The following is a 24,370-nucleotide window of genomic DNA, read 5'->3' as shown; positions in this document are numbered from 1 at the left end:
GCCGCTTACCGGGCCTTGAGCAGGCTCGTTATGCTGGCGCGGATATCATCGGGCAGCGGCACGTAGTTCAGCGTCACCGCCGCCTCGCTGCCATGCGCCATGCTCCAGGTAAAGAATTCCCGCACCGCCCGGCCCTGTGGCGTATCAGCGCGGTCGGTCGGGATCAGCACATAGGTCGCAGCCATGATGGGCCATGCCCCGGTGCCATCGCCATCGAGCACATCGGCGGAATGACTGGCATCGGTTGACCAGTGGGCCGTGGTCACAGCCTGGCGGAAGCTTGCATCATCCGCCGCCACCACCTCACCATGATGATTGCGCAGTTGGGCTATGGGCATGTGATTGCCTGCCGCATAGGCATATTCAAGGTAGCCGATGCTGCCTTCGGTGTTACGCACGGCGGCGGCGATGCCGTCATTGCCCCGCGCGCCCTCGCCCACCGGCCATTCAATCGAGGTGCCACTGCCCTGCTCGTGCGCCCAGTGCTCCGAAACGCGGGCAAGGTAGGACGTGAACACGAAGGTCGTGCCCGACCCGTCCGCCCGGCGCACGGGGGCCACGGGCATGGCGGGCAGGGTCAGGCCGGGGTTTTCCGCCGCAATGCGCGGGTCGTTCCACATGCTGATTTCGCCGCCATAGATATCGGCCAGCAGGGGGCCGGTCAGCCGCAACTGGCTGGCATCAATACCGGGCAGGTTCACCACCGGCACGATGGCGCCGAGCACGGTGGGAAACTGGACCAGCCCGTTCTGCTGAAGCTGGGCTGCGCTCATGGGCGCGTCAGAGGCCCCGAAATCCACCGTGCGGGCCTTGACCTGATTCTGCCCTGCCCCTGAGCCGATGGTCTGGTAATTGAGGCGGATATCGGTGGCCTTTGCGGCCCCAGCCCCCCACGCGCCATAGATCGGCGCGCCAAAGCTGGAGCCTGCGCCGGTTATGTCGGTGGCAAGGGCGGGCGTGCTGGCCACGGCCAGCATTGCTGCCAGCCCCAGCCCCCAGCCGCGCCGCTCAGCCCCGCAGGACGGCATTGCAGCTTTTATGCGCGGCGGCCACCACCCGGTCACACACAGCCTCGATCTCCGCATCGGTCAGGGTTCCGTCCATTGGCTGCAGGGTTATCTCGATGCCAAGCGACTTGTGGCCCGCAGGCACCTTGTCGCCCTCATACACATCAAACAGGCTGACGGCCACGATCAGGTTGCGTTCCGCGCCCTTTACGGCCCTGAGCAGTTTTTCCGCCGACACATCCGCACTCACCACAAACGCAAAATCACGCTTGAGCGGCTGGAAGGATGAGAGCGCGGGCGGCCCCTTGCGCCTGCGCTTGGGCTCGGGCACCGCATCGGGGTACAGCGTGAACGCACAGACCGGCACATCAATGCCGCGCGCGGCCAGCAGGGCGGGATGCAACTGCCCGAAATGGCCCAGCACCAGCTTAGGCCCCTGCCGGATCACGCCCGAGCGGCCCGGATGGTAGTAAGCGGGCGCATCGGCGCTCAGGCTCAGCCCTTCCATCGCAGCCCCCATCACCGAGAGGGCAGCCAGCGCATCGGCCTTGACCTGCCACAGGTCAACCGGCCGGGCGGGCTGGCCGGGCTGGCGGGCCGAATGGCCACTGCGGATACCGGCGGCAACCTGCTTCTGGCCATCGGCATCAAAGCCGGGACCAACCTCGAACAGGCTGATATCAGGGTAGCCCCGTGCTGCATTCGCCTTGATGGCGGCCAGCAGGTTGACCAGCGGAGTGGGGCGCATCTGGTCAAGGTCAGCGGCAATGGGGTTGAGCAGGTGCAGATCAGCAGGCGTTTCACCAAACTGGGCGGCCTGTTCCTGCGCCACGAAGGAGAAACCCACCGTCTCGAGCAATCCGCGCGCGGCAAGCGTGCGGCGCAGGCTGGCAGTGCGGGCCTGCCGCGGCGTCAGGGCTGGCAATGGCACGGCGCTGTGCACCGGCAGCGACACGGCGGGCACGCTATCCAGCCCGCGCAGGCGCAGCACTTCCTCGATCAGGTCCACTTCGGGGTTGATCGCCACAGCCCCTTCCGCCGCGGCCCTGGCGCGGGCCTCGGGCAGGCCGGGCTGCTGGTCAAGCAGCATGGGCGTTGCAATGTCGTTGCGCCATGAGGGCACATCCACCACCACGTGACGGGCATCGCATTCGCGCACTTCGAAGCCCAGCCCCTCAAGCAGGTGCACGGCGTGATCCGGCTCTTCCACCAGGCCGCCAAGGGTTTCAAGACGGGCGAACTCCAGATGCGCCTGCCGCTGCCATGCAGGCTCGCCCCCGGCGGAGACCACGTTATCGGCCACGCCACCACACAGTTCGATGATCATGCGCGTCGCGGCCTCGAGGGCTGCGGGCGGCAGGGCCTGGTCCACGCCACGTTCAAAACGCTGGCGGGCATCGGAGTGCAGGTTGTGCCGCCGCCCGGACAGGGCAATGGCCACGGGGTCGAACAGCGCGCATTCGACGAACACGGTGGTCGTCTCCGCGCTCACGCCACTCTCCGCCCCGCCCATGATACCTGCCAGCGACAGCACGCCGCTGCTATCGGCAATCACGCAGTCATCGGGGGTCATGACGTGTTCGCTGCCATCAAGGGCGGTAAAGGTCTCGCCTGCACCACGGCAGAGGGTCAGTTCACCGCCACGAACCTTGTCCGCATCAAACACATGCAGCGGGCGGCCAAGGTCATGGGTGAAGAAATTGGTGATATCGACCAGCGCCGAGATCGGGCGCAGGCCGATCGATTCCAGCCTGCGGCGCAGCCATGCCGGGCTGGGACCGTTTTTTACGCCACGGATGGTGCGCCCGAGCACCCACGGGCAGGCCTCGGGGTAGGTGATGCGCCAGTTGATGGTGCTCTCGCCCTGCCCTTCCACGGTCTCGACCAGCCAGGGCTTCAGCCTGCCAAGGCCCGCTGCCGCCAGATCACGCGCAACACCACGCACGGCCAGCGCATCGCCCCGGTTGGGGGTGATGGCGATATCGATCACGGGATCATCAAGTTTGGCAAAGAGCGGGTAGGACTGGCCCGGCGCCGTGCCCTCGGGCAGTTCGGCAATGCCGTCATGGTCCTCGCCCAGGCCGAGTTCACGCAGCGAGCACAGCATGCCGCCACTGGCCTCGCCGCGCAGCTTGCCCGCCTTGATGGTGATGCCGGAAGCCGGAATATGCGTGCCCGGAGGCGCGAAGATGACATGCAGCCCCGCCCGGGCATTGGGTGCGCCGCACACGACCTGCACGCGCTCGAAGCCTTCGCCCGCATCAACCTGGCACACGCGCAGGCGGTCGGCGTTGGGGTGCTGCACGGCCTCGATGATGCGGGCGGTGCGGAATGATGCCAGCGCCGCACCGGGGTCTTCCACGCCTTCCACCTCAAGGCCGATGGTGTTCAGGGTAGCGGTGATCTCTTCCAGCGTCGCGGTGGTCTCAAGGTGTTCGCGCAGCCAGGACAGGGAGAACTTCATCGATCACAGACCTTCGTGCAGCAGGGCGGGAGACAGGGGACTGGTGCCGTAATGGCGCAGCCAGCGGACATCACTTTCATAGAACGAGCGCAGATCGGGAATGCCGTGGCGCAGCATGGTCAGCCGCTCGATGCCCATGCCAAAGGCGAAGCCCTGCCACTCCCGCGCATCCAGCCCGCAATTGGCCAGTACGCGGGGGTGGACCATGCCCGCGCCCAGCACTTCCAGCCAGTCATCGCCCGCGCCGATCTGGCCGGTCCTGCGTGACCAGCCGATGTCGATTTCCATCGAGGGTTCGGTGAACGGAAAGTAGGAGGCACGGAAGCGCACCGGCAGGTCCGGCATCTGGAAGAACGCGCGCAGGAAGTCCGACAGGCAGCCCTTGAGGTGGCCGAGCGTGATCCCCTTCTCGATCACCAGCCCCTCGCACTGGTGGAACATGGGCGAATGCGTGGCATCATGGTCAGCGCGGTAGGTGCGGCCGGGGGCAATGATGCGGATGGGCGGCTCCTGGCCCAGCATGGTGCGGATCTGCACGCCCGATGTCTGGGTGCGCAGCACGCGCTCGGGCTGGCCCTCGGCCTCGGGCGGCAGGTAGAACGTATCCTGATCGGTCCGGGCAGGGTGATGGGCGGGGGTGTTGAGCGCCGAGAAGTTGTGCCAGTCGCTTTCGATATCCGGGCCTTCGGCAACCTGGAAACCCATCGCGCCGAAAATGGCGGCCATTTCCTCGATGGTGCGGGTGATGGGGTGCAGCAGGCCGCAGGCTTCTGGCGCGCCGGGCAGCGTTACGTCCACGCGCTCGGCGGCAAGGCGGGCGTTGAGGGCGGCTGCCTCGAGTTCCTGGCCACGCGCCTCGATCAGGCGGGTCAGTTCATCGCGCAGGCGGTTGAGCGCCGCGCCGCGCACGCGCCGCTCATCCGGCGTCATGCGCCCGAGTTCCTTGAGCAGCGCGGTCAGCCTGCCCGACTTGCCCAGCGTGCCCACGCGCACGGCGTCCCACGCGCGCTGGTCGGTCGCGGCAGCGAGTGCCTGAACTGTCTGTTCCCTCAGGGTTTCGAGATCGTCACTCATAGCACCTCGCACAGGCTCTCATATCGGGCGGGCTGGCAGGAGCATCAGTCTGGCCACCAGACCCGGCGCGTGTCTGCGCCCGCAACCGCAAGGGCGCGCGGGCATCGTATAAAACAAAACGGGCCGCCCCTGCGGACGACCCGTTTCGTGGACCTGTCGCCACACGGGCGGGAACAGGAATCAGGCCAGAGCGGCCTGCGCCTTCTTCACGATCTCGGCAAAGGTTGCCGCGTCGTCATAGGCGATGGCGGCGAGAACCTTGCGGTCGATCTCGATGCCAGCCTTGTCCAGGCCGTTGATGAAGCGGCTGTAGGTCAGGCCATGCTCGCGCACGGCCGCGTTGATGCGCTGGATCCACAGGGCGCGGAACTCACGCTTCTTGTTGCGGCGATCGCGGTAGGCGTACTGGAGTGACTTTTCCAGACGTTCCAGCGCGATGCGGTAATTGGTGGAGGAACGACCCCGGAAGCCCTTGGAAGCTGCCAGAACCTTCTTGTGACGGGCGAGCGTTGTTACGCCGCGTTTCACACGTGCCATATCTCAGGTGCTCCTTATGCCAGGCCGTAGGGGGCCCACTGCTTTACAGTGCGGCCATCCATTTCCGTCAGCACCTGCGAACCACGGTTCGTGCGCTTCATTTTCTGCGAGCGGTTGATCAGGCCGTGGCGCTTGTTGCCGGGTCCTGCCAGCACCTTGCCGGTGGCGGTGATCTTGAACCGCTTCTTGACCGATGACTTGGTCTTCATCTTGGGCATTTGCTTCTCCTTAAGGTTAAAGGCTGCGCCCTGCCCTGTTACAGGCAGGAACGCCATTGCGGCCGGGCATGCCCTACAGGCCCGGACGCGCGAACAGGCAGGCTATAGACAACCTGGCATTCCCGATCAACCCCCTTGATGGCCTGCGCCGTCCTTTCCCCTGCCCGCCCCATGCTGTAGGAGGAAAAAGAACCATAATAACCGGGAGGAAAACACAATGACCCAACGCGTAGCCTACATAACCGGCGGCAGCCGCGGCATTGGCGCGGGCATTGCCAAGGCGCTGGCCAAGGACGGGTATGACATTGCCATCTCCTACGCCCGCAACGAGAAGGCCGCCGAGGAAACCGTGGCCGAAATCCGCGCCATGGGCCGCCGCGCCATGGCCATCTGCTGCGATGGCGAAGGCAATGGCAACCGTGCCGCGATCCAGCAGGTGGTGCGCGACCTTGGCCGCATCGATGCGCTGGTGTGCAATGCGGGCGTGTACCCCCACGGCGACGTGAGCGAGATGACCGACGCGCAGGTCGATGCCGTGCTGGGCCTGAACGTGCGCGCCGTGATGATCGAGGCCATCGAGGCCTCGCGCCACATGAGCAGGGGCAGCCGCATCATCCTGATCGGCTCGGCCTTTGCCGATCGCTCCCCCTTCCCCGGCATTTCGCTCTATTCGGCCTCCAAGGCGGCGCTGAACGGATTCGCCCGGGGGGCTGCGCGTGACCTCGGCCCACGCGGCATCACCATCAACGTGGTCCAGCCCGGCCCGATTGATACCGACATGAACCCCGCCACCGGGCCGGCGGCCGACCTGCTGCGCAGCTTCATGTGCCACAAGGAATACGGGCAGGTAAGCGATATCGCCACCGTGGTCTCGTTCCTTGCCAGCCCGCAGGCCAGCTTCATCACCGGCTCGGCGCTGACGACCGATGGCGGCATCACGGCCTGATCATGACCTGACGGCACGGGCGGCGTGATCATGCCGCCCGCTGCACGTGCAGGCTGCCTGAAACCGCAAACCCGGAAAAACAGTCGCCGCCTTTTTTCGAAAAGGGAGAGCGTTCCTCGAAGCTTTTTGAAAAAAGCTTCACCAAGAACTTCCTTATGATTTCGGGATATTTTCCGCGCTGACTTTCAAAACAGTCTCTAAAGACGTGCCGCCTACGTCATGGCCAGCCTGCGCCCTGACGGACCTATCGCTCGACATACCGGCTTAACATGCGCGCCAGAAAAGGGCCGGTAAACAGCACGAGCACGAACCGCACGGTCTGCATCGCCATGACAAAGGGCATGTCCACCCCCGCCGTCGTGGCCGCGATGATGGCCACGGTATCCTCGCCACCCGGGCTGGTGGCCAGATAGGCGGTCAGCAGCGAGACATGCTTGAGCCGGACCAGCACAAGCGCCATCAGCCAGCAGCTTGCAATCATCAGCACGACCGCAATCAGGATATAGGGAAACGCACGGGCGGCATAATGCAGCGTCGCGCGTGTAAAACGCACGCCAATGCCCCAGCCCAGTATCGCGTAGCCCGCAAGCAGCAGCCACGGCGGCAGTTCGATGGACAGCAGCCCCGCATCCTGCAGCACGGTTGCGATGGCAAGCGGAATCATGAGCGCGCCAGCCGACAGGCGCAGCCTGTGCGCCAGCGCCACCCCGGCCACGATCACCATGAGCGTCTCACCCAAAGCGGGCCACGCCACGGGCGCGAACCAGCCCTGCCCCGCGTCAGCCGCGCCCGCGCTGGTCGTGCTGCGCGCCATGACGGTAGCCGCCATGGCCACTGCTGCTGCGCGAAAATACTGCATGAAGGCGACGAGCCGCATATCCGCGCCATAGGCCTGCGACATCAGGGTCATGGCCGTGGCGGCGCCGGGCGATGCGCCCCACAGCGCCGTGCTGCCCGGCAGCACCTTCCAGCGCGCCAGGCAGAAACCGATCAGGGTGCAGACCAGAATGACGCACAGAACCCCACCCAGAAAAAGCGGGCCTTCGCCAATGACCTCGGAAAAGATTGAAAGCTGAAGGCTCCGGGCGATCATGCACCCCACAATGCCCTGCGCCAGCAGGAAACAGGGCGCGGGAATGGGCAGGTCAGCCTCGTGAACGGCCAGGACCACGGCGGCAAACATGGGGCCGATCAGGATCGCGGCAGGCAGATGCATGTAATGCAGGGGAACGGTAAAAATAACCGAAAGGACAATGAGCCAGCACCATTTTACAGGGAGGCCACTGTTCTGGAACGACAGGCGCTTTGCAGTCATTACCGGTCCCGGGGACGGAATTCTGTTGAACATGACAATTCTCGACTAAACGCAATCATGCATGAATGCCATGTTTCCTGCGGCCGGGATATGGGACAGGCTGCACGATCAGGTGCTTGCATGGACCGCGCCTGGCTTCAGCCGGTTATCAGCCCGTATCGGACATCCGCAGGTCAGGACTGGGCATGTTTTTCCTGAATATTTCTTTCAGGAAATAAAATCTTCGGCTGCCTTGAAGGAGCAGGTTCATCCGGCGGGTCACGGTGGCCTTCCCTGCCCCCATCATCATGCAACCCGTTTCCGTCACATGGCGGTGGCGCGGTTAAAAATACTTCAGCCGGTGTCATCGTTACATGTGGCAGGCCAGTAGCCTGCCACATCCTGCCTGTGCCTTTATTCCCACAGCCGCGTGCGGTAACGCGCAAGGCGCTCGATATCCACCTCAACGCCCAGGCCGGGGCTGTTGGGAACCTGTATCTTGCCGTCCACCTCCGGGAAAGGATGGGCAAGAATATCCTCCACAAGGAAGCAGGTTGGCATATAGAACTCACACCCCAATGTCAGGTCGGGAATGACCGACATCATGTGCAGGCCCGCCATATGGGCGATGCCGGTTTCCAGCATGCAGCCCCCATACACGCCGATGCCCGCCGCGCGTGCAATGCCCGCAACTTCCAGCCCGCGCCGGATGCCGCCACTTTTCATGATTTTCAGGCTGAACAGGTCGGCGGCCTACATCTTGACAACCGTCAGCGCATCACGCGGGCCGAACACGGATTCATCGGCCAGGATGGGCGTGTCGATCGCTTGGGTGATGCGGGCCATGGCCTCGATATTGGTGCGCGGCACCGGCTGCTCGATGAAGGTCAGGTCGAAGCGTTCCAGATCCTTGAGCCTGCGGATGGCTTCATAGGCATGCATGCCCTGATTGTAGTCAACACGCAGGTCGATCTCGCTGCCATAAGTATTGCGCAGGTCCTGCAGGCGCATGACATCGAATTCGTGCGAGGCAAACCCTGCCTTGAGCTTGTAGATGCGGATATTGCGCGCGTAGAATTCCTTTACCGTCTCGCGGTCGAGATCATAATTCGGGTTTGCGACCGAAAAACTCAGCGGAATGGCGTCATGGCAGCGCCCGCCAATCAGGTCGCCCACCGAGAGCCCCGACATCTTGCCCATGATGTCGAGCAGGGCCATTTCCACTGCCGCCTTGGCTTCCGTGCAGTTGACGACCATGCGGTCCATGGCGGCAAGATGCTTTTCAACCAGGCAGGGGTCGGCCCCCATCAGGTAAGGCCGCATGAAAACATGCAGGGCCGCGACACTGGCTTCGACCGTGCCGGTGAAGACGGGCCAGGGCGACGCCTCGCCCCATCCGGTAATACCACTGCTGGTTTTCAGTTCAAGTATAACGGTATCAAAGGATGATACATCACCAATACCATGCGCATGCGTGGCTAGTGTTGGCATGCGCAGTACATGAACACGCATGGCGATGATGGGATCAGAAACGCGGGTCATTGAGGTTATCCTAGACAATTTCAGGTTTACGCAATGTCAGATACGGACCAGATCAGAACAGGCCCGAATAATCGCCGCCATCGACAAGCAGGCTCTGCCCCGTCATGAAACCGGCCTGCGCCCCGCACAGGAAAGCCGTGGTGCAGGCAATTTCCTCCGGCGTGCCAAACCGGCCCGCGGGGTTTGCCCGCGCCTTTTCCGCCCAGAGTTCATCGTAGCTGCGTCCCGTCATCGCACTCAGGCCACGGATATGGCTGAACTGCGCCTCGGAGGCGACAATGCCCGGCAGCACGCTGTTGATCGTGACATTATGCTTTACAACCTGCCGCGACAGGCCGGAGGAGAACGCGACAAGCCCCGTCCGCGCCGCAGCCGAAAGACCAAGCACCGCATGCGGGTTCTTGACGCTGCGCGCGGTGATGTTGACAATCCGGCCAAATCCGCGCGCGATCATGCCATCCATCACGCGGCGGATCATGTCGATGGGCGCAAGCATCATCATGTCAAGCGCATGAATCCATTCCGGCCGCGCCCAGTCGCGAAAATCGCCGGGCGGTGCGCCGCCACCGTTATTGATCAGGATATCGGGGCTGGGGCAGCAGGTCATGACATGCGTGCGCCCTTCTTCCGTCATCAGGTCCGCCACCACGATCTGGGGCGCGGGCAGCCCAGCCGCGCTGATCTGGCCTGCTGTTTCGGCCAGCCCTTCACGGGTGCGGGCGACAAGGCTCACCACCACCCCTTCACGGGCCAGTTGCAGCGCGATGGCCTGACCGATGCCCCGGCTGGCGCCACACACGATCGCCCTGCGCCCCTCGATACCAAGTTCCATCCATTTTCCTCCGGTCCTGTTAAGGAGAAGCGTGCCCTGCGCGGCGGTCCGGGCCTATGCCTTCAGGTAACGCTGCGGCACGGGAAAGACGCGCGGGCGAATCCCGCCCACAAACCAGGTCACGAGGGTATAGATGTCATAGACCGGCAGGCCGGTCGCGGCTGCAACGGCGGCCGCATAGGGCGGCATGTTGGTGCATTCCAGCACGATCGCCCCGACATCGGGGTTTTTCTCGATGAGTTCACGCGCGGCAGCCACGACATCGGCTTCGGCTAGGTCGATATCCAGGTCGTCCTTTTCCGCCCGGATCAGAACGCGGAAAAATTCCCTGCCGTTTTCGGTGCCGCATGTGGGCGTATCCTCAGGCGCGCCCACCGCGCGGAAATGGGCCGGTGTCAGCGTCGCGGCCGAAACAGTCACCACCCCGACCCGCTTGCCCGGCGGCAGGGTTGCCTGCACCGAGGGGATCTGCATGAGCGATGATGTCGCGACCGGCACATCAAGCGCTGCCGCAAGTTGTGGCTGCAACAGCGCCAGAAAGCCACAATTGGTGGTAATGGCGCTCACCCCGCGGGCAATCATCTGTCGTGCGGACTCAATGGCCACGGGCAGGTAATCAAGCGGGTTGCCCATGACGACGAGTTCAGGCGTCACATTGGGCATGATGTGCAGTTCCACCGGGAACGGCCATGTCTCGCCATTGCCCATATCACCCGGAATGCGGGGAAAGCGGGCATCGAGCATGAGAACGCCAAGGTTCACACCATAAACAGCCTTGCCGCCATGCGCCACGCGGCTGCCGGATACTACAGGTCGTGTCATCTGTCTGTGCTCACTTTATCATTTCATCAGGCTACAAGCTGGCTGACAGCCGTCGCAAGCCGCGCCATGGCGGTTTTCAGGTCATGGTCCGATGCCGCGTAAGAAATACGGAAGAACCCCGGCAGTGCGAAGCATGAACCCGGCACGATCGCCACCTCATGCGCGTGCAGGAAGTAATGGCACAGCGCGCTATCCGTCGTGATGCCTTTTGCCCGCACCTGCGGCAGGTCAAGCAGCCCCTGGCAACTGGCAAAGGCGTAGAACGCACCCTTGGGCAGCAGGCAGTGAATGCCCTGCATGGCGTTCAGAGCGTCCACCACGATCGAACGGCGGTTGCAGAACACGGCCCGCCGCTCGGCCAGCACGCCCTGCGGGCCGGACAGGGCCTGTGCCGCCGCCGCCTGGCTGATGGAGCACGGGTTGGAGCTGCTCTGGCTCTGCACCACGGCCATGGCGGCGATGATGGGCTGCGGCGCGCCTGCAAACCCGATGCGCCAGCCGGTCATGGAATAGGATTTGGAAACCCCGTTGATCGTAACCGTGCGGTCACGCAGATCCGGGCAGACTGAAGCCATCGTGACGAATCTGGCATCGTCGTAAACAAGATGCTCGTAAATGTCATCGCAGATCACGCCCACATGCGGGTGGCGGCGCAGCACATCCGCCAGCGCTTCCAGCGCCCCACCATCATAAACGGCGCCCGTGGGGTTGGCGGGAGAGTTCAGCAGCAGCCAGCGCGTGCGCGGCGTAATGGCGGCTTCCAGTTTTTCGGGCGTGAGCAGGAAGGCGCTGTCTTCCGCACAGGGGCAGGTCACGGGCACGCCGCCCGCAATGCGGATCATGTCCAGATAGGATGTCCAGCACGGCGTGGTGAGGACGACTTCATCACCCTGGTCCAGCGTTGCCATCAGCACGTTATAAAGCACCTGCTTGGCGCCCGGCCCGACACTGATCTCGTTGAGCGCAAAGGACAGCCCGTTCTCGCGGCGGAACTTTTCCTGTATCGCCGCTTTCAGCGCGGGCGTGCCGTCAAGCGCCGTATAGCGGGTCTGGTTTGACAGGATTGCGTCGATAGCGGCCAGCTTGACATTATCCGGCGTGGGGAAATCAGGCTCGCCCGCGGCCAGAAGAATGACATCACGCCCCTGCCTGCGCAGGGCATTGGCATCGGCAACGATACGGATGATTTCAGATACTTCTATATCCTGTATGCGCCGCGCACGTGAAAAGCCGGAATAGACGTCCATATCACTCTCCTGGACCTGTAAAAAATTCACAAGCGGATAATGGCACCTGTCAGGGCAAGGCTTTGCCCGACAGGTACCATTTCCGTTTTATTTGTTTTTTTCTGTTTTCAGCGATCAGAACTGCAGGGACGCCTTGACATAGTAGAAACCACCCATGAAGCCATAAGGTGAGTTGAACGGATACTTGTAAGACCCGTTCGACGTGCTGACCGATACCGCATGGTTGACCTGGTTGGGGTAGTAGTTGAACAGGTTGTTGGCGCCAGCGACAAGATGCAGGCGGTCAAGAACATCGTAACCGACTTCAAGGTTGGTGATGTAGCCGGGCTTGACCACGGTCCACTGCGAAGTCGGCAGGCTTGGGCTGGCAATATAGGTGACCGTGCCGTAGCGCTCTTCTTCCGCGCGGATTGTCAGGCGCTTCCACTTCCACTGCACGCCCACCATCTCGCGGTTTTTCGGGGCCGTGTGCAGCAGGGTGTTCTGGGCATAACTGTTAAAGAGCTGCTGCGAGACATTGTAATGGGAAATCTCGGTATCAGCGAAGTTGATGCCCATGTTGAAGCGCAGCGTGCCCATCCGCCCGACACGCAGCGTATAGTCGGTCGTCACGTCGCCGCCATAGGTCAGTGTATTGGCCGCATTCATGTAATACTGCCCGTATGTCACGCTCGCCAGGCCGTAGTTCTTCAGGATGTCGCCAATCGGCGTACCATTATAGCTGGTGAACTGCGTCGAGTTCGCCATGCGGTCGTTAATGGCGATGCGGTACAGGTTGGCCGAGAGGTGCCAGTTATCAAGCGGCGTTGCATCGACACCGATGCTGTAGTTGCGTGACGTTTCACCCTTCAGCCCATTGGAACCGAGCGCCTTGGCCGCGGCACCATTCGCTGGCAGCTGCGATGTGGCATAGGTGGGGAAGTCGGTTACGATGAAGTAGTTTTCCTGCCCGAGCGTTGGCGGGCGGTAGCCCACGCCAACACTGGCCCGGATGGCCCAGCGCTTGTTGAAGTTGTAGCGCGTGCCGACCGTGCCGGTTTCCGCTGTCTTGTTGAGATCGGAATAATGCGCGACATGCCCGCCAAGGGTCCATTCCCACTTGGGCGTAACGTACAGGTCAACGTTGGCGTACCCGTCATATACATCACGCGAGCTGTTGCTGGCATCGACCGGAGCCGCACCGGCATGACCACCAGCACCCGGCGTGGCCCCTGCCCGCATGCCACCATCCGACCAGGACTGCAGGTCACCGGCTTCAAGCTGGAACGTATCATGACGATATTCGCCGCCGAACATGAAGTTGATCGGCTTGGGCAGGAACCCGACCTTGAAGTTCCGCGACATCTTGCCACCGGCCACGAGTTCCGTTGCAATGTTGGAGCCATCGTAGAACGAGGTCTGGCTGTTCAGCCCGTAGGTCGCGTTATCCGAATCAAGCGTGCGGTAGTTCTGGTAGTCGCGGCCATACGTTACATATGTGTCCCATGACCATTTATGGAAATCCTTGCCACGGAAGCCGCCATTGACCTGAAAGTCATCTTCCGTCAGGCCCATGACGGGCTGGAACCCGTTGGGGTAGAATTCGGTAATGGTGTTGACGTTTGCAGCCGAACGGATGGTCTGCGGCGTTTCGTAGTCACGATGCGAATAGGTGGCGGTCAGGTAGGCCTTGACATCGGGCGTGATCGGCATTTCGCCGTTTGCCGAGAAAGTCTCGAGCATCTGGCGGCCCATGCCCATCATGCGGTTCAGGTTCTGCCCCGACTGCGGATCCCCCGCCTTTTCATAAATGCCTGAACGGTTGGTGGGCTGGCTGTGCGTCACCTGACCCGCGAGGTCCATGAAGCCGCCGTTATGGCCAAGCGGTATGGCGTAGCTGGCCGAGCCATCAACCGCCTGGCCATCACCCGCGTAATAGCCACTGTTCTGAATATTGAAGACACCACCATGAGTATCTTTTTTCAGGACAATATTGACCGCGCCCGCAATGGCTTCCTGGCCGTACAGCGCGCTTGCGCCATCGGTAATGACCTCGACATGGTCGATTGCCGTAATGGGGATCAGCGAAATGTCAGCCGGTTCGGTGCCGCTGTTCGGCCCGGCATTGGCATTGAAGTTTGCCGTCAGATGCCGCCGCTTGCCATTGACGAGAATAAGGGTCTGGTCAGCCGACAGGTTGCGCAACTGCATGGTGCGCACGAAACCATTGGCGCCAAGACCACTGAAGGACGGCGAACTGAGTGACGGCGTCAACTGCTCGAGCGCGGCCATGACGTTGGTCTCGCCAGTCTGCTTGAGCTGTTCGGCGCTGACGACCTGCACAGCAGTCGTGCTGTGCACCTGCGTTGAATCGGACAGGGCCGAGTTGACCCGCCGCACGCCAGACACGGAAATGGATTCCGGGTGCAGCGCGACATGCGCCGCAGTGGCGGTGGAAGCATGCGCGCGAGGCACCGGTTTCGGCTTGGCATGGCTCGAAGTCATGACAGGCGAGGACGCGGTCTGTGCCCCGGCCCTGAGTGGCGTAAGGGCACTCCCGACCATAAGAACCGCCCCAGCGGAAAACAGACTTTTTTTCCATATAAGTCGTTTCACCACAACATTGCTCTCCAGCTTACGGGTTACAGGCCGACGCGATAACACTTCCAGCGCACTTAAAAGAAAGTCGAACCGCTTGCTGTCACCTTAGCGCCTGCAATTACGTTTCGATTAAGTTACGATAACATATATTGGCCGGGAGGCTAGAAACTAACGCGGAAAAAAATTCACCCAACCATTATTTTTTGTCTTATTTTTAACAATATGTAGCGTTTACAACACGCAATTCATATCGTTTCAAGTCAATAACGTTATTACACGTTACAGGGACGATTTTTTATTTTTGCGAGGCCACCTGAAACAGGCCAGTTCCGAAACAACAGGTACGTTTCTGGTGCAGCCCTGCTCACAACGCTTCGACAAACACCGCTGTTAAAAACAGTCTGGACAGAAAACAGGGGCGGAACATATCCGCCCCTGCCGGGCTTTATGCAAATGAAAACCCGGTATTACGGCTTGACCGCCACAACCATGATTTCCACCAGAATGTCGGGCAATGCTAGCCTGACTTCCCCACAGCATCGCGCGGGCGCACGTCCCTTGACAATCCAGTTGTCATAAACGCCATTCATCGCATCAAAATTCTTCATGTCCGACAGCCAGATCGTAACATTTACAATATGGCCCTTATCCGTACCCGCCTGGGCAAGCACGCCTTCGATCGTTTCAAGGATCTGCGCCGTCTGGCCCGCGGCATCGCGTGAACGGTCAGCCGCCGTGCAGCCCGCAAGGTAAACCGTATTGCCTGCAATGACCGCGCGCGAGCGACGGGCATTCTGATCGATGTATTGTACGTCTGTCATTTTCGTTCCTTTTTATTCATGAAATGCGGTGTTGATCCGGTATTCCGCACTTTCTTTCCTGATCCATTCAATAAACTGCATGATGGATGCGTTATTCTGTTTCTCGGTCGGGATTACAGCATAGTAAGCGCCCTGTCCTTTCAGCAACTCATCTGACAGCACGACGAGCTTGCCCTCGCGCAATTCGCGCTCAACGAAAATATGCGGCACGAGGGCAGCACCAAGCCCACTCAATGCGGCTTCTATGGTTGCATTGAACTGGTCAAATATATTGCCATGCAATGGTTTGCTGGTCTTGATCCCCGCATGTGACAGCCAGTATTCCCACAGTCCCGGGCGGGTGGTGAGTTGTATCAGGTTGATCCGGTTAAAATCTTCGGGTTTGCTGAAACCCGTCTTCTCCCGATAGGCCGGGCTGCACACCGGTATGATGATCTCGTCAAACAGATGATAGAGAATACCATTCGGCCATACGGCCTGACCGTAATGAATGGCGACATCGCAATCCGTGTCATCAAAGGTGAATGCTTCAAAAACAGTGGAAACATTGACATTGAAATCAGGATACTGCGCAAACAGCCGGGCAAAACGTGGAATAAGCCAGCGTGAGGAAAAAGTTGAAAAAACGGAAAGGTTTATATTGTTCGTCTTGTCCGAGGACGAGATGATCTTGTAGGTCGTGCTGCTGATCTGCTCGATGATCGAGGCAATGGAAGGCAGGAGCAAACGTGCCTGGCGGGTCAGGACCAGGCGCTTGCGCCGCCGGTCAAACAGGGAAACCCCAAGCGTCAGTTCCAGACTGCGTATCTGTTTACTTATGGCGCCCTGGGTCAGATACAGTTCTTCCGCCGCCGCGCTAAAGTTTTCATGCCGCGCCACAGCCTCGAAAGCAATCATTTCTGAAATCGATGGTATAACCCGACGTGGTAACAACATGGCCGTCTCCCCTTCCCTCTTGATTTACGACGAAACCATTCTCCCTGCTTGGGGGCGCCGCAGGCGCGAGGCGCTGATGAGTGCCGCGACCCAGGCGGTCGCTGTTGCCCATTCAAGGCAGTGCAGCGCCGGATTGACCCTGACCCGGGCCAGGATGAAGGCCACCCCGATTGCGCCAAAGGTCTGGCCAAGAATACGACTGATGGAAATCATGCCGCTGGCACTTGATGAGCGGCTCGCCGGAGACGCCACAACCATTGAACGGTTATTGGGTGACGTGAACAGGCTGTAGCCCATGCCCGCCACCGCGAAACGCCACATGATGTTGAGATTGCCGGCATCTGGCGGCAGGAGCCTGACCAGCAGGAACCCAACCCCGGTCATGAACAGCCCGATCGAGACCAGACAGCCTGCGGAATACCGGTCCGCCAGACGGCCGACCACCGGGGCCATCAGCACCATGCTACCTGGCCAGGGCATGATGAGCAGCCCCGTTTCAATGGCGGAACGATGAAACAGGCCATTCAGCGTGAAGGGAATGGAGATCATGTAGAAATTCGCGGCCACGTAGGCCAGGAAACACGTCACGAACCCGGTGCGGAAGGCCGGGATGCCCAGCAGGTCAAGCGGCAGCATGGGGGTAGCCATGTTTTTCTGGTGCATGACCAGAACACCCATCGCCACCACGCCTGCCAGCACCAGTCCCGCGCCAATGCCAGCCGCCTCGCCATGCGCCAGCATGTCGGCCCCGATGAGAAAGGCGGTAAACGTGACGATATTCAACCCGATGGCCAGGCCATCCATCCGCCGGGGCTGGCCCTGAATGGGCGGCAGGCACTTCAGCACGAATGCCAGCGTGATCAGGCCACAGGGCAGGTTGAACAGAAACAGCCACCGCCATGACCCCAACATCAGGATCAGTGCCGCGACCGATGGGCTGAGCGCCACCCCCAGCGAAGTGGCCAGCGCCGTCATGGCCAGCCCCTGGCCAATGCGCTGCGGCGGGCAGACAGCACGCACCAGTGCGGCATAGACCGCCATGATGCACGCGCCCCCCACGCCCTGGGTCATGCGCGCCACCGCCATGACCGGCAGGTTCGGCGCCCATGCGCACAGCACGGAACCCGCCATGAGAATGACCAGCCCGATCTGGCACAGCTTTACGGCGCCAATCTTTTCCGACCATGTGGCCAGTGGCAGCATGAGCGCGCAACCCGCCAGTTGGTAGGCATTGACCACCCACACGCCAGCCGAAGGGCTGGCCCCGAGTTCCCGCGTGATGGTGGGCAGGGCGATATTGGCAACCGCATAGTCGAGGACCGACAGCAGCACGGCCATGACAATGGCTGCCATGGCCATGACATGCCCGTATGGTGCCGGGCGCGGAGGGCTTGTTGTCATTTGCTCAGGCACAGGCGCTCCACTCCCCCGCGCGCTTACAGGCGAAAGCGGCAAAAGCGCGCCGGGTCGTAGGGCTTGATGTCGGTGCGCGAAACGCCATCGATCAGGTCCGCCACGATATCGGCCGTATAGGGCGAACTGACCAGCCCAAGATGCCCGTGCCCGCTGGCATAGACGACATTGGATGCATGGGGCGACACCCCGATGACCGGCAGGCAGTCAGGCGTGGAGGGGCGGTTGCCCATCCAGCGCGCCACTTTTTCAAAGCTCTCGATCCGGGCTGACGGAAAGGAGGCACGGATGCATTCGAGAATGATGCGCGCGCGCCGCCAGTCCGGCGCGCGGCCACGGCGGGCGAACTCCACCTGCCCTGCCCCGCGGATCTCGTTGCCCATCGGGGTAATGCCGAATTTGAGATCCGACATCATGGTCGGGACCGGCAGCGCCACATCCTGCGCCGATACCTGCACATGGTAGCCGCGCTCGCTGACCAGCGGCACCGTATCAGACAGCATGCGCGCCAGTTCCGTCGTGCCGATACCGCCTGCAATCACCACGCGGTCACAGGCGATCTCGCCACCGGCATGCTCCACCGCCAGCACCTGCCCGCCACTTTTGCGAAAGCCGCTGACACGCCCGCTCACCTGCGTCACCCCAAGCCCTGCGGCATAGGTTGCCAGCGCGCTGGTATAACCGCCCGGGCTGGTGCAGTAGCCACCATCGGTAATCAGGGCGCCGAACTGATAACGTTCGCTCAGGCCGGGGCACAGCGTGCGAAGTTCTTCGCCTTCAAGCTCACGCCATGCCACGCCATTGTCGCGCCGCATCGACCAGCCAAGCGCATCCGCCCCATAGGCCGCGCGGTCCGGATACACGATCAGCAGGCCGCCGCCCTTGATCATCTCCGGCACACCCGCCTCCCTGGCCAGGGCCTCGTGCCGCTCCAGCGCATCATGCAGGAAGGGCCGCAGGGCCGCCGCTATGGCGCGCGCCCGGCGTGGCGTGCAGCCCGCCGCCATGAAGCGCACCAGCCACGAGGCCAGTTGCGGCACGGCAGACAGGCGCAGCGTGAGCGGACCATTGGCGTTGAGCAGGTATTCGGGCACCTTGCGCCACAGGCCGGGCATGGACAGTGGCACGACCGAACCCGGATTGAGCCAGCCGGCATTGCCGTAGCTGGCCATCTCGCACGAGTCGGGCTGGTCCGCCCCGATAACGCTCACCCGGTGCCCCTTGCGGGCTAGGGCAATCGACACCACGGTGCCGACAATGCCGGACCCGACAACAACAACATGTTGCGACATGACTTTCATCTCCGCACAGGAATTGATGGTTTTCAGTTACGACCGACGTGAAAATGACGAAGGAATTCTTTGGTCCTGTCTTCCTGCGGGTTCTCGATCACGTCATGGGCCGGGCCTTTTTCCACCACGTAGCCACCACTCATGAACACAACCGTATCGGCAACATCACGCGCAAACGCCATTTCATGGGTTACGACAACCATCGTCATGCCAGCCGCCGCAAGGTCGCGCATGACGCCAAGCACCTCACCCACAAGCTGGGGATCGAGTGCGGAGGTCGCCTCGTCAAACAGCATGACCTTGGGCTGCATGGCCAAAGCCCGTGCGATGGCGACACGCTGCTTCTGCCCGCCCGACAGGTTGGAGGGCGAAACATCCGCCTTGTGCGCCATGCCCACGCGATCAAGCAGTTCAAGCGCCTGCGCGCGCGCCGCATCGCGTGGCACATGCTTGACATAAAGCGGCCCGGCCATGACGTTCTCGATCACCGTCATGTTGGGAAACAGGTTGAAGGACTGGAACACCATGCCAGTCTCGGCCCGGAAACCGGCAAGCCTGGCACCGCCGGGGCGCTGGCTGCGCGGCCCGAATTCCATGACCTGGCTGTCAACGCGGATGCTGCCCGCACTTGGCTCTTCAAGCAGGTTGATGCAGCGCAGCAGTGTTGACTTGCCCGACCCGCTCGGCCCGATCAGCGCCACGCTCCCGCCCTGCGGCACATCCAGCGAGATATCATGCAGCACGGTATTCTTGCCGTAGGCCTTGCTGAGATTGGTGATCTGGATCATCGGAGGCTGTTGCGACATTATGAATTCTCCGCCACGGATCGCATCAGGCCCACCGCCGTTCCAGCAGCCGAGACAGCTGGGTCAGGGGGAAGAGGATCAGGAAATAAAGAATGGCAATGGTCGTGTATACTTCCAGCGGGCGATAGGTGGCCGAAGCAACCATCTGCCCCTGATAGACAAGATCCGGCACCGTCACGACGGAAACAAGCGATGTATTCTTGAGCTGCAGCACCGTCTGGCTGACCATCGGCCCCACCATGCGCCGCAGCACCTGCGGCAGGATGACGCGACGCATCATGGTCCATGACGTCATGCCCAGCGCGCGCGCGCCATCCCACTGCCCCGGATCGATCGAACGCAGCCCCGCGCGAAAGATCTCGCCGTAAAACACGCCCCCATAGATCGACAGGGCCAGCAGGGCCGCGGCCATGGGCGAGAGGGTAATGCCCAGCACGATGGGCAGCGCGTAATAGCACCAGATCAGTTGCACCAGCGATGGCGTACATCGGAACACTTCCGACACCATGCCCAGCGGCACGGATATGAACCACATCCGGCTCTGCTGGCACAGGGCGAGGCAGGTGCCGATCACCATGCCGATTACGGAAGTAACAACCGTAAGGCCCAGGGTATATTCAATACCGGTTCCCAATAGTGGTGCGTAATGCCAGACAAGGCCAAAATCCCACTGGTAAGACATTATCGGCTACTTTCGCGCATGTTGACCCCACTCTTCACCACGATGGCAATCAGAAACTGAGGCCCGGCGGCAGGCTCTCGATCTTTACGCCCTGGCTTGTCATGGCCTCGAACATCCACTGGCGGATAATTCCCTCCGAGCGGCTGTAGAGCAGCCAGTTATTGATATAGGTCAGCCAGCGGGGATCGCTTTCAACCGGCACCCCGACACAGGTGGGCTGACCGATCATGGGCTGCGGCACGATCAGGGTGCCCACGTTGGGCGCGCGCGCATGCATCACGGCCGCAATCGCGATGACCTGCACCACGCAGTCGGCACGGCCGGTCTGCAACGCCATGATCGTATCGGTAGGAGACTGCACGGCCACCTTGGTGCACTTCGGCAGTGCACGGTTGACAAAAATATCGTGCGAAGACCCCACATCGAACGCGACCCGGACTTCAGGCCTGTTCAGGTCTTCCCACTTGCTCACCTCAAGGCCATTGCGCACGATGGCGGTAAAGGTGTTGTCGATCATGAGGTTGCTGAACTGCACCACCAGCCCGCGCTGCGGCGTGGGGCTGAGGGCGAACATGACATCGATCTTGTCGCTCTGCAGGTCCATCACCGCCCCGCCCCACTGGGCATCGACGATTTCACACGCAACACCAAGCGACTTTGCAAGATCCTGCGCCATGGAGACGCACGCGCCCGACCAGCCGCCGCCCATGATGTCCTTATGAAAAAACGGCTCCGCCCCCACGACCGCCGCCGTGCGCATCTTGCCTGTGCGACGGATGCGGTCGAGGCGGTTTTCGCCCGCGCTGTCGGCGCGGGCAGGAGCAGCACGCAATGCACCCGCCGCCACCACGGACCCCAAAGCGATTTTGGAAACAAGATCACGGCGCGTTGTCATTTCGTACTCTCCTTGTCCTGCGCGACTATTCCATTATGGCAAGGATAGCCGCGCGACCCATTTCGTTATCAAGTCGATATTAATTGGTATCCGATATAAATCAATCGCTTCGAAGGGTCAGACAATCTGGTTTGTCAACGCAGTGCCATTTTCAAGAGCGCTGATATTCTTCATCAGAATATCAACCACATTCCGCTCATAAAACTGGGTCTCGCCCGCGGCATGCGGCGTAACGATCACGTTGGGCATTTTCCACAGCGGAGAAGATTCAGGCAGCGGCTCCTCCACAAAGGTATCAAGCGCGGCGCCAGCGATCTGGCCTTTCTCGAGCGCCGTGATCAGCGCCTGCTCGTCCACCACCTTGCCGCGCGCGACATTGATCAACTGCGCATCGGGACGCATGGCGGCGAGTGCTTCCACGCCCACCATGCCAAACGTCTCGGGCGTGAGCGGGCAGGTCAGCACGACCATGTCGGCCTGCGGCAGGGTTTCGATAAACTTGTCATTGGTGATCATGCGCACGCCTGCCGGAGCATCCGCCGTGACACGGCGGCGCATGGCGATCACGTTCATGCCAAACGCCTGGCACAGACGCGCGACACGGGCACCGATGCCACCAAAACCCACGATCAGGACGGTCTTGCCGTTAAGCTCCTGCAGGCGGGTCGCCTGGTCGGTGCTGGTCGGGCGCCAGAAGGAATTATGCTGGTCGTCACGCGCTTCGTACAGACGGCGCGACAGGCTGAGCATAAGGGCCAGCGCATGGTCGGATACGGCATTGGCGTTCACGCCCTGCGCACTGCACAGATGGATGCCACGCGCGCGAAATTTGTCGTGATCGTAATGATCGACACCGGCACTGACCGACTGCACCAGTTTGAGCTTGGGGGCAAGGTCAAGGAGATGGTTCTTCCACAGCATGGAAATGACCAGCACTTCCGCCTCACCGATGACCGCCTCAAGATCCTTCAGCGTCTTGACCTGGGTGCATGGCGGCGGGTTGGGCCGCTTTTCCATCTCACCCTTGAGGTCATAATAAGCATGACCCACACAGACCTGCGGCTGGCTACCGGCCCAGATTTTGTTCATTTTTCTTTTCCTGCTGCATAGATCCATACTTTGAAATTACTTTTTTATTTCCATAAACAAGTAAACAAAGCACGGAAATGACTACGTTCAATTTGAGAATATCATATCGTATAAGTAACAATATGGAAGGGAAAACATCTCATCAAACTATTCCTTTACAGAATAGGCACGGATGTTCCCGACCATTCCGCCCTGTCAGCCCTGTGCGTAAACGCGGCCAAAACGGTTGTTGATGAAGGATTCGTATTTGATGTTTTCCTGATATACGAAGCCCGCATCCGCAATCTGCCCTTTGGCAAGCATGTCGAGCACCGTGCAGATCCCGGCTGCCGTCGTGACCTGGATCGCGGTGCGTGGGCGGTCGCCAATGTCCATGCCATGAATGGTGCTGGCATAGCTTTTCTGCATGAACGCGCCATCCTTGTGCCCGGTGGCCGTGACGAAAATGATGATCTTGTCCTGCATGGTGCCTGGCACGGCGTATTCCAGAATGTCCTTCATCACATCGCGGCGCTCGGCAAGCCGCAGGTCGCGCAGGAGGAATTTCATCAGATGGGCATGGCCGGGGTAGCGAATGGTCAGGTAGTTGAGGTTGCGCACCCTGCCTTCGAGCATTTCGCAGATGGAACCAAGGCCGCCAGACGTATTGAACGCCTCATAACGCGTGCCATCCATGGAAAACTCCTGCACGTTTTCCAGCGGCGTGACCTTGCGCATCACGCCATCGACAATCGCGTCACACGGTTCGCAATATTCGTTGATGACCCCATCAGGCGACCATGTGAGGTTATAGTTCAGCATGTTTGACGGATATTCGGGCAGCGCCCCCACGCGCATGCTTACATCGTGCAGGGTGTCGAACTGTGCTGCGAGCCATGATGTCACGATGGTGATGAAACCGGGAGCAAGACCGCATTGCGGGATCAGGGCCGTGCGTGCGCCCTGCGCCAGGGCCCGCACCCGGCCGGTGCTGGCAACATCTTCGGTCAGGTCAAGATAATGCACGCCAGCCTCGACCGCCACCTGCGCAATGCGCGCGGTCAGGTAGAAAGGGGCCGCACTCAGCACGGCGAACTTGCCATGCAGCGCCTGCGCCAGCATGGCGTCATCCGTAATGTCGAGCTGCTGCACCATGACACCGGCAAGCGGCTGCAGGGCAGCGATGATCTGGCTGGAGGCATCAAACAGGGTGACAGTATAATCACCTGTATCCGCAAGCATATCGGCAATAACGGAACCAATCCGCCCAGCCCCGATTACTGCGATCTCTTTCGTCATGCTCAATCCTTAATCCGTCGGTTGGACATGAAAAAGAGTGACATGCATCGTTGCCAGATCGTAGCATAAATCTGACTATAACGACATTTATATCAGGCATAATAATGAGCATATCAGGCAAAACGACGATCAACCCGGCAGAAGAGGAACTGATCAACCTGCTGCGCGAAAACGCCCGCATGCCCGTAGCACTCGTGGCGCGCAGGCTGGGCATTTCGCGCTCAACCGCGCAGAGCCGGCTGGAAAAGCTTGAGCGCCAGGGCGTGATCGAAGGCTATTCCCTGCGGCTGGCCGCAGCCTACGCCGAGAGCTATGTCTGCGCGCATATGCTGGTGACACTCAGCCCCAAATATACCGCCTCCGTACAGACCCTGCTGCGCCGCATCCCCGAGGTGCGCACGATCTATTCGGTCAGTGGCAATTTCGACATGATCGTCATGGTGGAAGCGCGTTCCATCACGCGGCTTGATACCGTGATTGACGAGATTGGCAGCCTTGATGGCGTGGAGCGGACCATGTCCTCCATGATCCTGTCCACACGGCGCCAGCGCTAGGGCGCTCCTGGCGCGTCACGAGCCTCTCCCCCGCAAGCAGT

Annotated in this window: 22 protein-coding genes and 1 pseudogene; 2 read left to right on the top strand and 21 right to left on the bottom strand. The window is 61.2% G+C overall.

Annotated elements, in window-relative coordinates:
- Window positions 1-5: 5 nt before the first annotated feature.
- The 5 genes from pstS to rpmI all read right to left on the bottom strand — a co-directional run bounded on the left by pstS (window position 6) and on the right by rpmI (window position 5,300).
- On the bottom strand, window positions 6-1,028 hold the full coding sequence (pstS, locus tag GXY01S_RS01845; protein ID WP_061271691.1) for a phosphate ABC transporter substrate-binding protein PstS: 1,023 nt from the start codon (window positions 1,026-1,028) through the stop codon (window positions 6-8).
- Window positions 1,009-3,471: a phenylalanine--tRNA ligase subunit beta gene (gene pheT / locus GXY01S_RS01840; protein WP_061271690.1), complete on the bottom strand. Its 2,463-nt coding sequence runs from the start codon at window positions 3,469-3,471 to the stop codon at window positions 1,009-1,011. Before pheT ends, pstS begins: the two co-directional genes overlap by 20 nt.
- 3 nt (window positions 3,472-3,474) lie before the next feature.
- Window positions 3,475-4,545, bottom strand: coding sequence for a phenylalanine--tRNA ligase subunit alpha (gene pheS / locus GXY01S_RS01835; RefSeq protein WP_061271689.1), 1,071 nt, complete (start codon window positions 4,543-4,545; stop codon window positions 3,475-3,477).
- A gap of 180 nt (window positions 4,546-4,725) precedes the next feature.
- Complete coding sequence (rplT, locus tag GXY01S_RS01830; protein WP_014104634.1) at window positions 4,726-5,082, bottom strand: 50S ribosomal protein L20; 357 nt, start codon at window positions 5,080-5,082, stop codon at window positions 4,726-4,728.
- Between the two features lie 14 nt (window positions 5,083-5,096).
- Entirely contained in the window at window positions 5,097-5,300 is a 204-nt protein-coding gene (rpmI, locus tag GXY01S_RS01825; protein WP_007400447.1) for a 50S ribosomal protein L35, read from the bottom strand.
- Between the two features lie 217 nt (window positions 5,301-5,517).
- On the opposite strand from rpmI, the gene GXY01S_RS01820 reads away from it, so the two are divergent.
- A complete protein-coding gene (locus tag GXY01S_RS01820) occupies window positions 5,518-6,246 on the top strand; it encodes an SDR family NAD(P)-dependent oxidoreductase (RefSeq protein WP_061271688.1) in 729 nt (242 codons plus the stop codon).
- Between the two features lie 244 nt (window positions 6,247-6,490).
- Here GXY01S_RS01820 and GXY01S_RS01815 read toward each other — a convergent pair whose 3' ends face one another.
- The 16 genes and pseudogenes from GXY01S_RS01815 to GXY01S_RS01745 all read right to left on the bottom strand — a co-directional run bounded on the left by GXY01S_RS01815 (window position 6,491) and on the right by GXY01S_RS01745 (window position 23,775).
- On the bottom strand, window positions 6,491-7,561 hold the full coding sequence (locus tag GXY01S_RS01815; protein ID WP_082770673.1) for an AbrB family transcriptional regulator: 1,071 nt from the start codon (window positions 7,559-7,561) through the stop codon (window positions 6,491-6,493).
- 148 nt (window positions 7,562-7,709) lie between these two features.
- Window positions 7,710-7,850, bottom strand: coding sequence for a hypothetical protein (locus GXY01S_RS17870; protein ID WP_156470282.1), 141 nt, complete (start codon window positions 7,848-7,850; stop codon window positions 7,710-7,712).
- A 104-nt stretch (window positions 7,851-7,954) separates the two neighbouring features.
- Window positions 7,955-9,031 (bottom strand): annotated as a pseudogene (locus GXY01S_RS01810) (enolase C-terminal domain-like protein).
- A 103-nt stretch (window positions 9,032-9,134) separates the two neighbouring features.
- A complete protein-coding gene (locus GXY01S_RS01805; protein WP_061271686.1) occupies window positions 9,135-9,914 on the bottom strand; it encodes an SDR family oxidoreductase in 780 nt (259 codons plus the stop codon).
- 54 nt (window positions 9,915-9,968) lie between these two features.
- Complete coding sequence (locus GXY01S_RS01800) at window positions 9,969-10,736, bottom strand: aspartate/glutamate racemase family protein (RefSeq protein WP_061271685.1); 768 nt, start codon at window positions 10,734-10,736, stop codon at window positions 9,969-9,971.
- A gap of 26 nt (window positions 10,737-10,762) precedes the next feature.
- A complete protein-coding gene (locus GXY01S_RS01795; RefSeq protein WP_061271684.1) occupies window positions 10,763-11,983 on the bottom strand; it encodes a pyridoxal phosphate-dependent aminotransferase in 1,221 nt (406 codons plus the stop codon).
- 114 nt (window positions 11,984-12,097) lie between these two features.
- Window positions 12,098-14,437 carry a TonB-dependent receptor plug domain-containing protein gene (locus GXY01S_RS01790; RefSeq protein ID WP_255210340.1) on the bottom strand — a complete coding sequence of 780 codons (2,340 nt, stop codon included), beginning with the start codon at window positions 14,435-14,437 and terminating at the stop codon, window positions 12,098-12,100.
- A 593-nt stretch (window positions 14,438-15,030) separates the two neighbouring features.
- Window positions 15,031-15,384 (bottom strand): RidA family protein, encoded by a 354-nt coding sequence (locus GXY01S_RS01785; protein ID WP_061271683.1) that lies wholly within the window; start codon window positions 15,382-15,384, stop codon window positions 15,031-15,033.
- A gap of 12 nt (window positions 15,385-15,396) precedes the next feature.
- Entirely contained in the window at window positions 15,397-16,320 is a 924-nt protein-coding gene (locus GXY01S_RS01780; RefSeq protein WP_082770671.1) for a LysR substrate-binding domain-containing protein, read from the bottom strand.
- Window positions 16,321-16,344: 24 nt separating this feature from the next.
- A complete protein-coding gene (locus GXY01S_RS01775) occupies window positions 16,345-17,721 on the bottom strand; it encodes an MFS transporter (protein WP_082770670.1) in 1,377 nt (458 codons plus the stop codon).
- Between the two features lie 35 nt (window positions 17,722-17,756).
- Complete coding sequence (locus GXY01S_RS01770; RefSeq protein ID WP_169797724.1) at window positions 17,757-19,025, bottom strand: NAD(P)/FAD-dependent oxidoreductase; 1,269 nt, start codon at window positions 19,023-19,025, stop codon at window positions 17,757-17,759.
- Between the two features lie 32 nt (window positions 19,026-19,057).
- Window positions 19,058-19,831: an amino acid ABC transporter ATP-binding protein gene (locus GXY01S_RS01765; protein ID WP_061271679.1), complete on the bottom strand. Its 774-nt coding sequence runs from the start codon at window positions 19,829-19,831 to the stop codon at window positions 19,058-19,060.
- A 25-nt stretch (window positions 19,832-19,856) separates the two neighbouring features.
- Window positions 19,857-20,513 carry an amino acid ABC transporter permease gene (locus tag GXY01S_RS01760; protein WP_061271678.1) on the bottom strand — a complete coding sequence of 219 codons (657 nt, stop codon included), beginning with the start codon at window positions 20,511-20,513 and terminating at the stop codon, window positions 19,857-19,859.
- A 49-nt stretch (window positions 20,514-20,562) separates the two neighbouring features.
- Window positions 20,563-21,408, bottom strand: a complete 846-nt coding sequence (locus GXY01S_RS01755) for a transporter substrate-binding domain-containing protein (RefSeq protein ID WP_061271677.1) — start codon at window positions 21,406-21,408, stop codon at window positions 20,563-20,565.
- A gap of 117 nt (window positions 21,409-21,525) precedes the next feature.
- The gene (locus GXY01S_RS01750; RefSeq protein WP_061271676.1) at window positions 21,526-22,497 is read right to left on the bottom strand and encodes a D-2-hydroxyacid dehydrogenase; all 972 of its coding nucleotides are present in this window, start codon (window positions 22,495-22,497) and stop codon (window positions 21,526-21,528) included.
- Window positions 22,498-22,692: 195 nt separating this feature from the next.
- Window positions 22,693-23,775 (bottom strand): saccharopine dehydrogenase family protein, encoded by a 1,083-nt coding sequence (locus GXY01S_RS01745; RefSeq protein ID WP_061271675.1) that lies wholly within the window; start codon window positions 23,773-23,775, stop codon window positions 22,693-22,695.
- A 104-nt stretch (window positions 23,776-23,879) separates the two neighbouring features.
- Here GXY01S_RS01745 and GXY01S_RS01740 point away from each other — a divergent pair, with 104 nt between their 5' ends.
- A complete protein-coding gene (locus GXY01S_RS01740) occupies window positions 23,880-24,329 on the top strand; it encodes an Lrp/AsnC family transcriptional regulator (protein WP_061271674.1) in 450 nt (149 codons plus the stop codon).
- Window positions 24,330-24,370: the final 41 nt, after the last annotated feature.

The organism is Komagataeibacter xylinus NBRC 15237 (assembly GCF_001571345.1).
In the GTDB taxonomy this organism is placed as follows: domain Bacteria; phylum Pseudomonadota; class Alphaproteobacteria; order Acetobacterales; family Acetobacteraceae; genus Komagataeibacter; species Komagataeibacter xylinus.
This window is presented reverse-complemented; position numbering and strand designations above follow the sequence as displayed.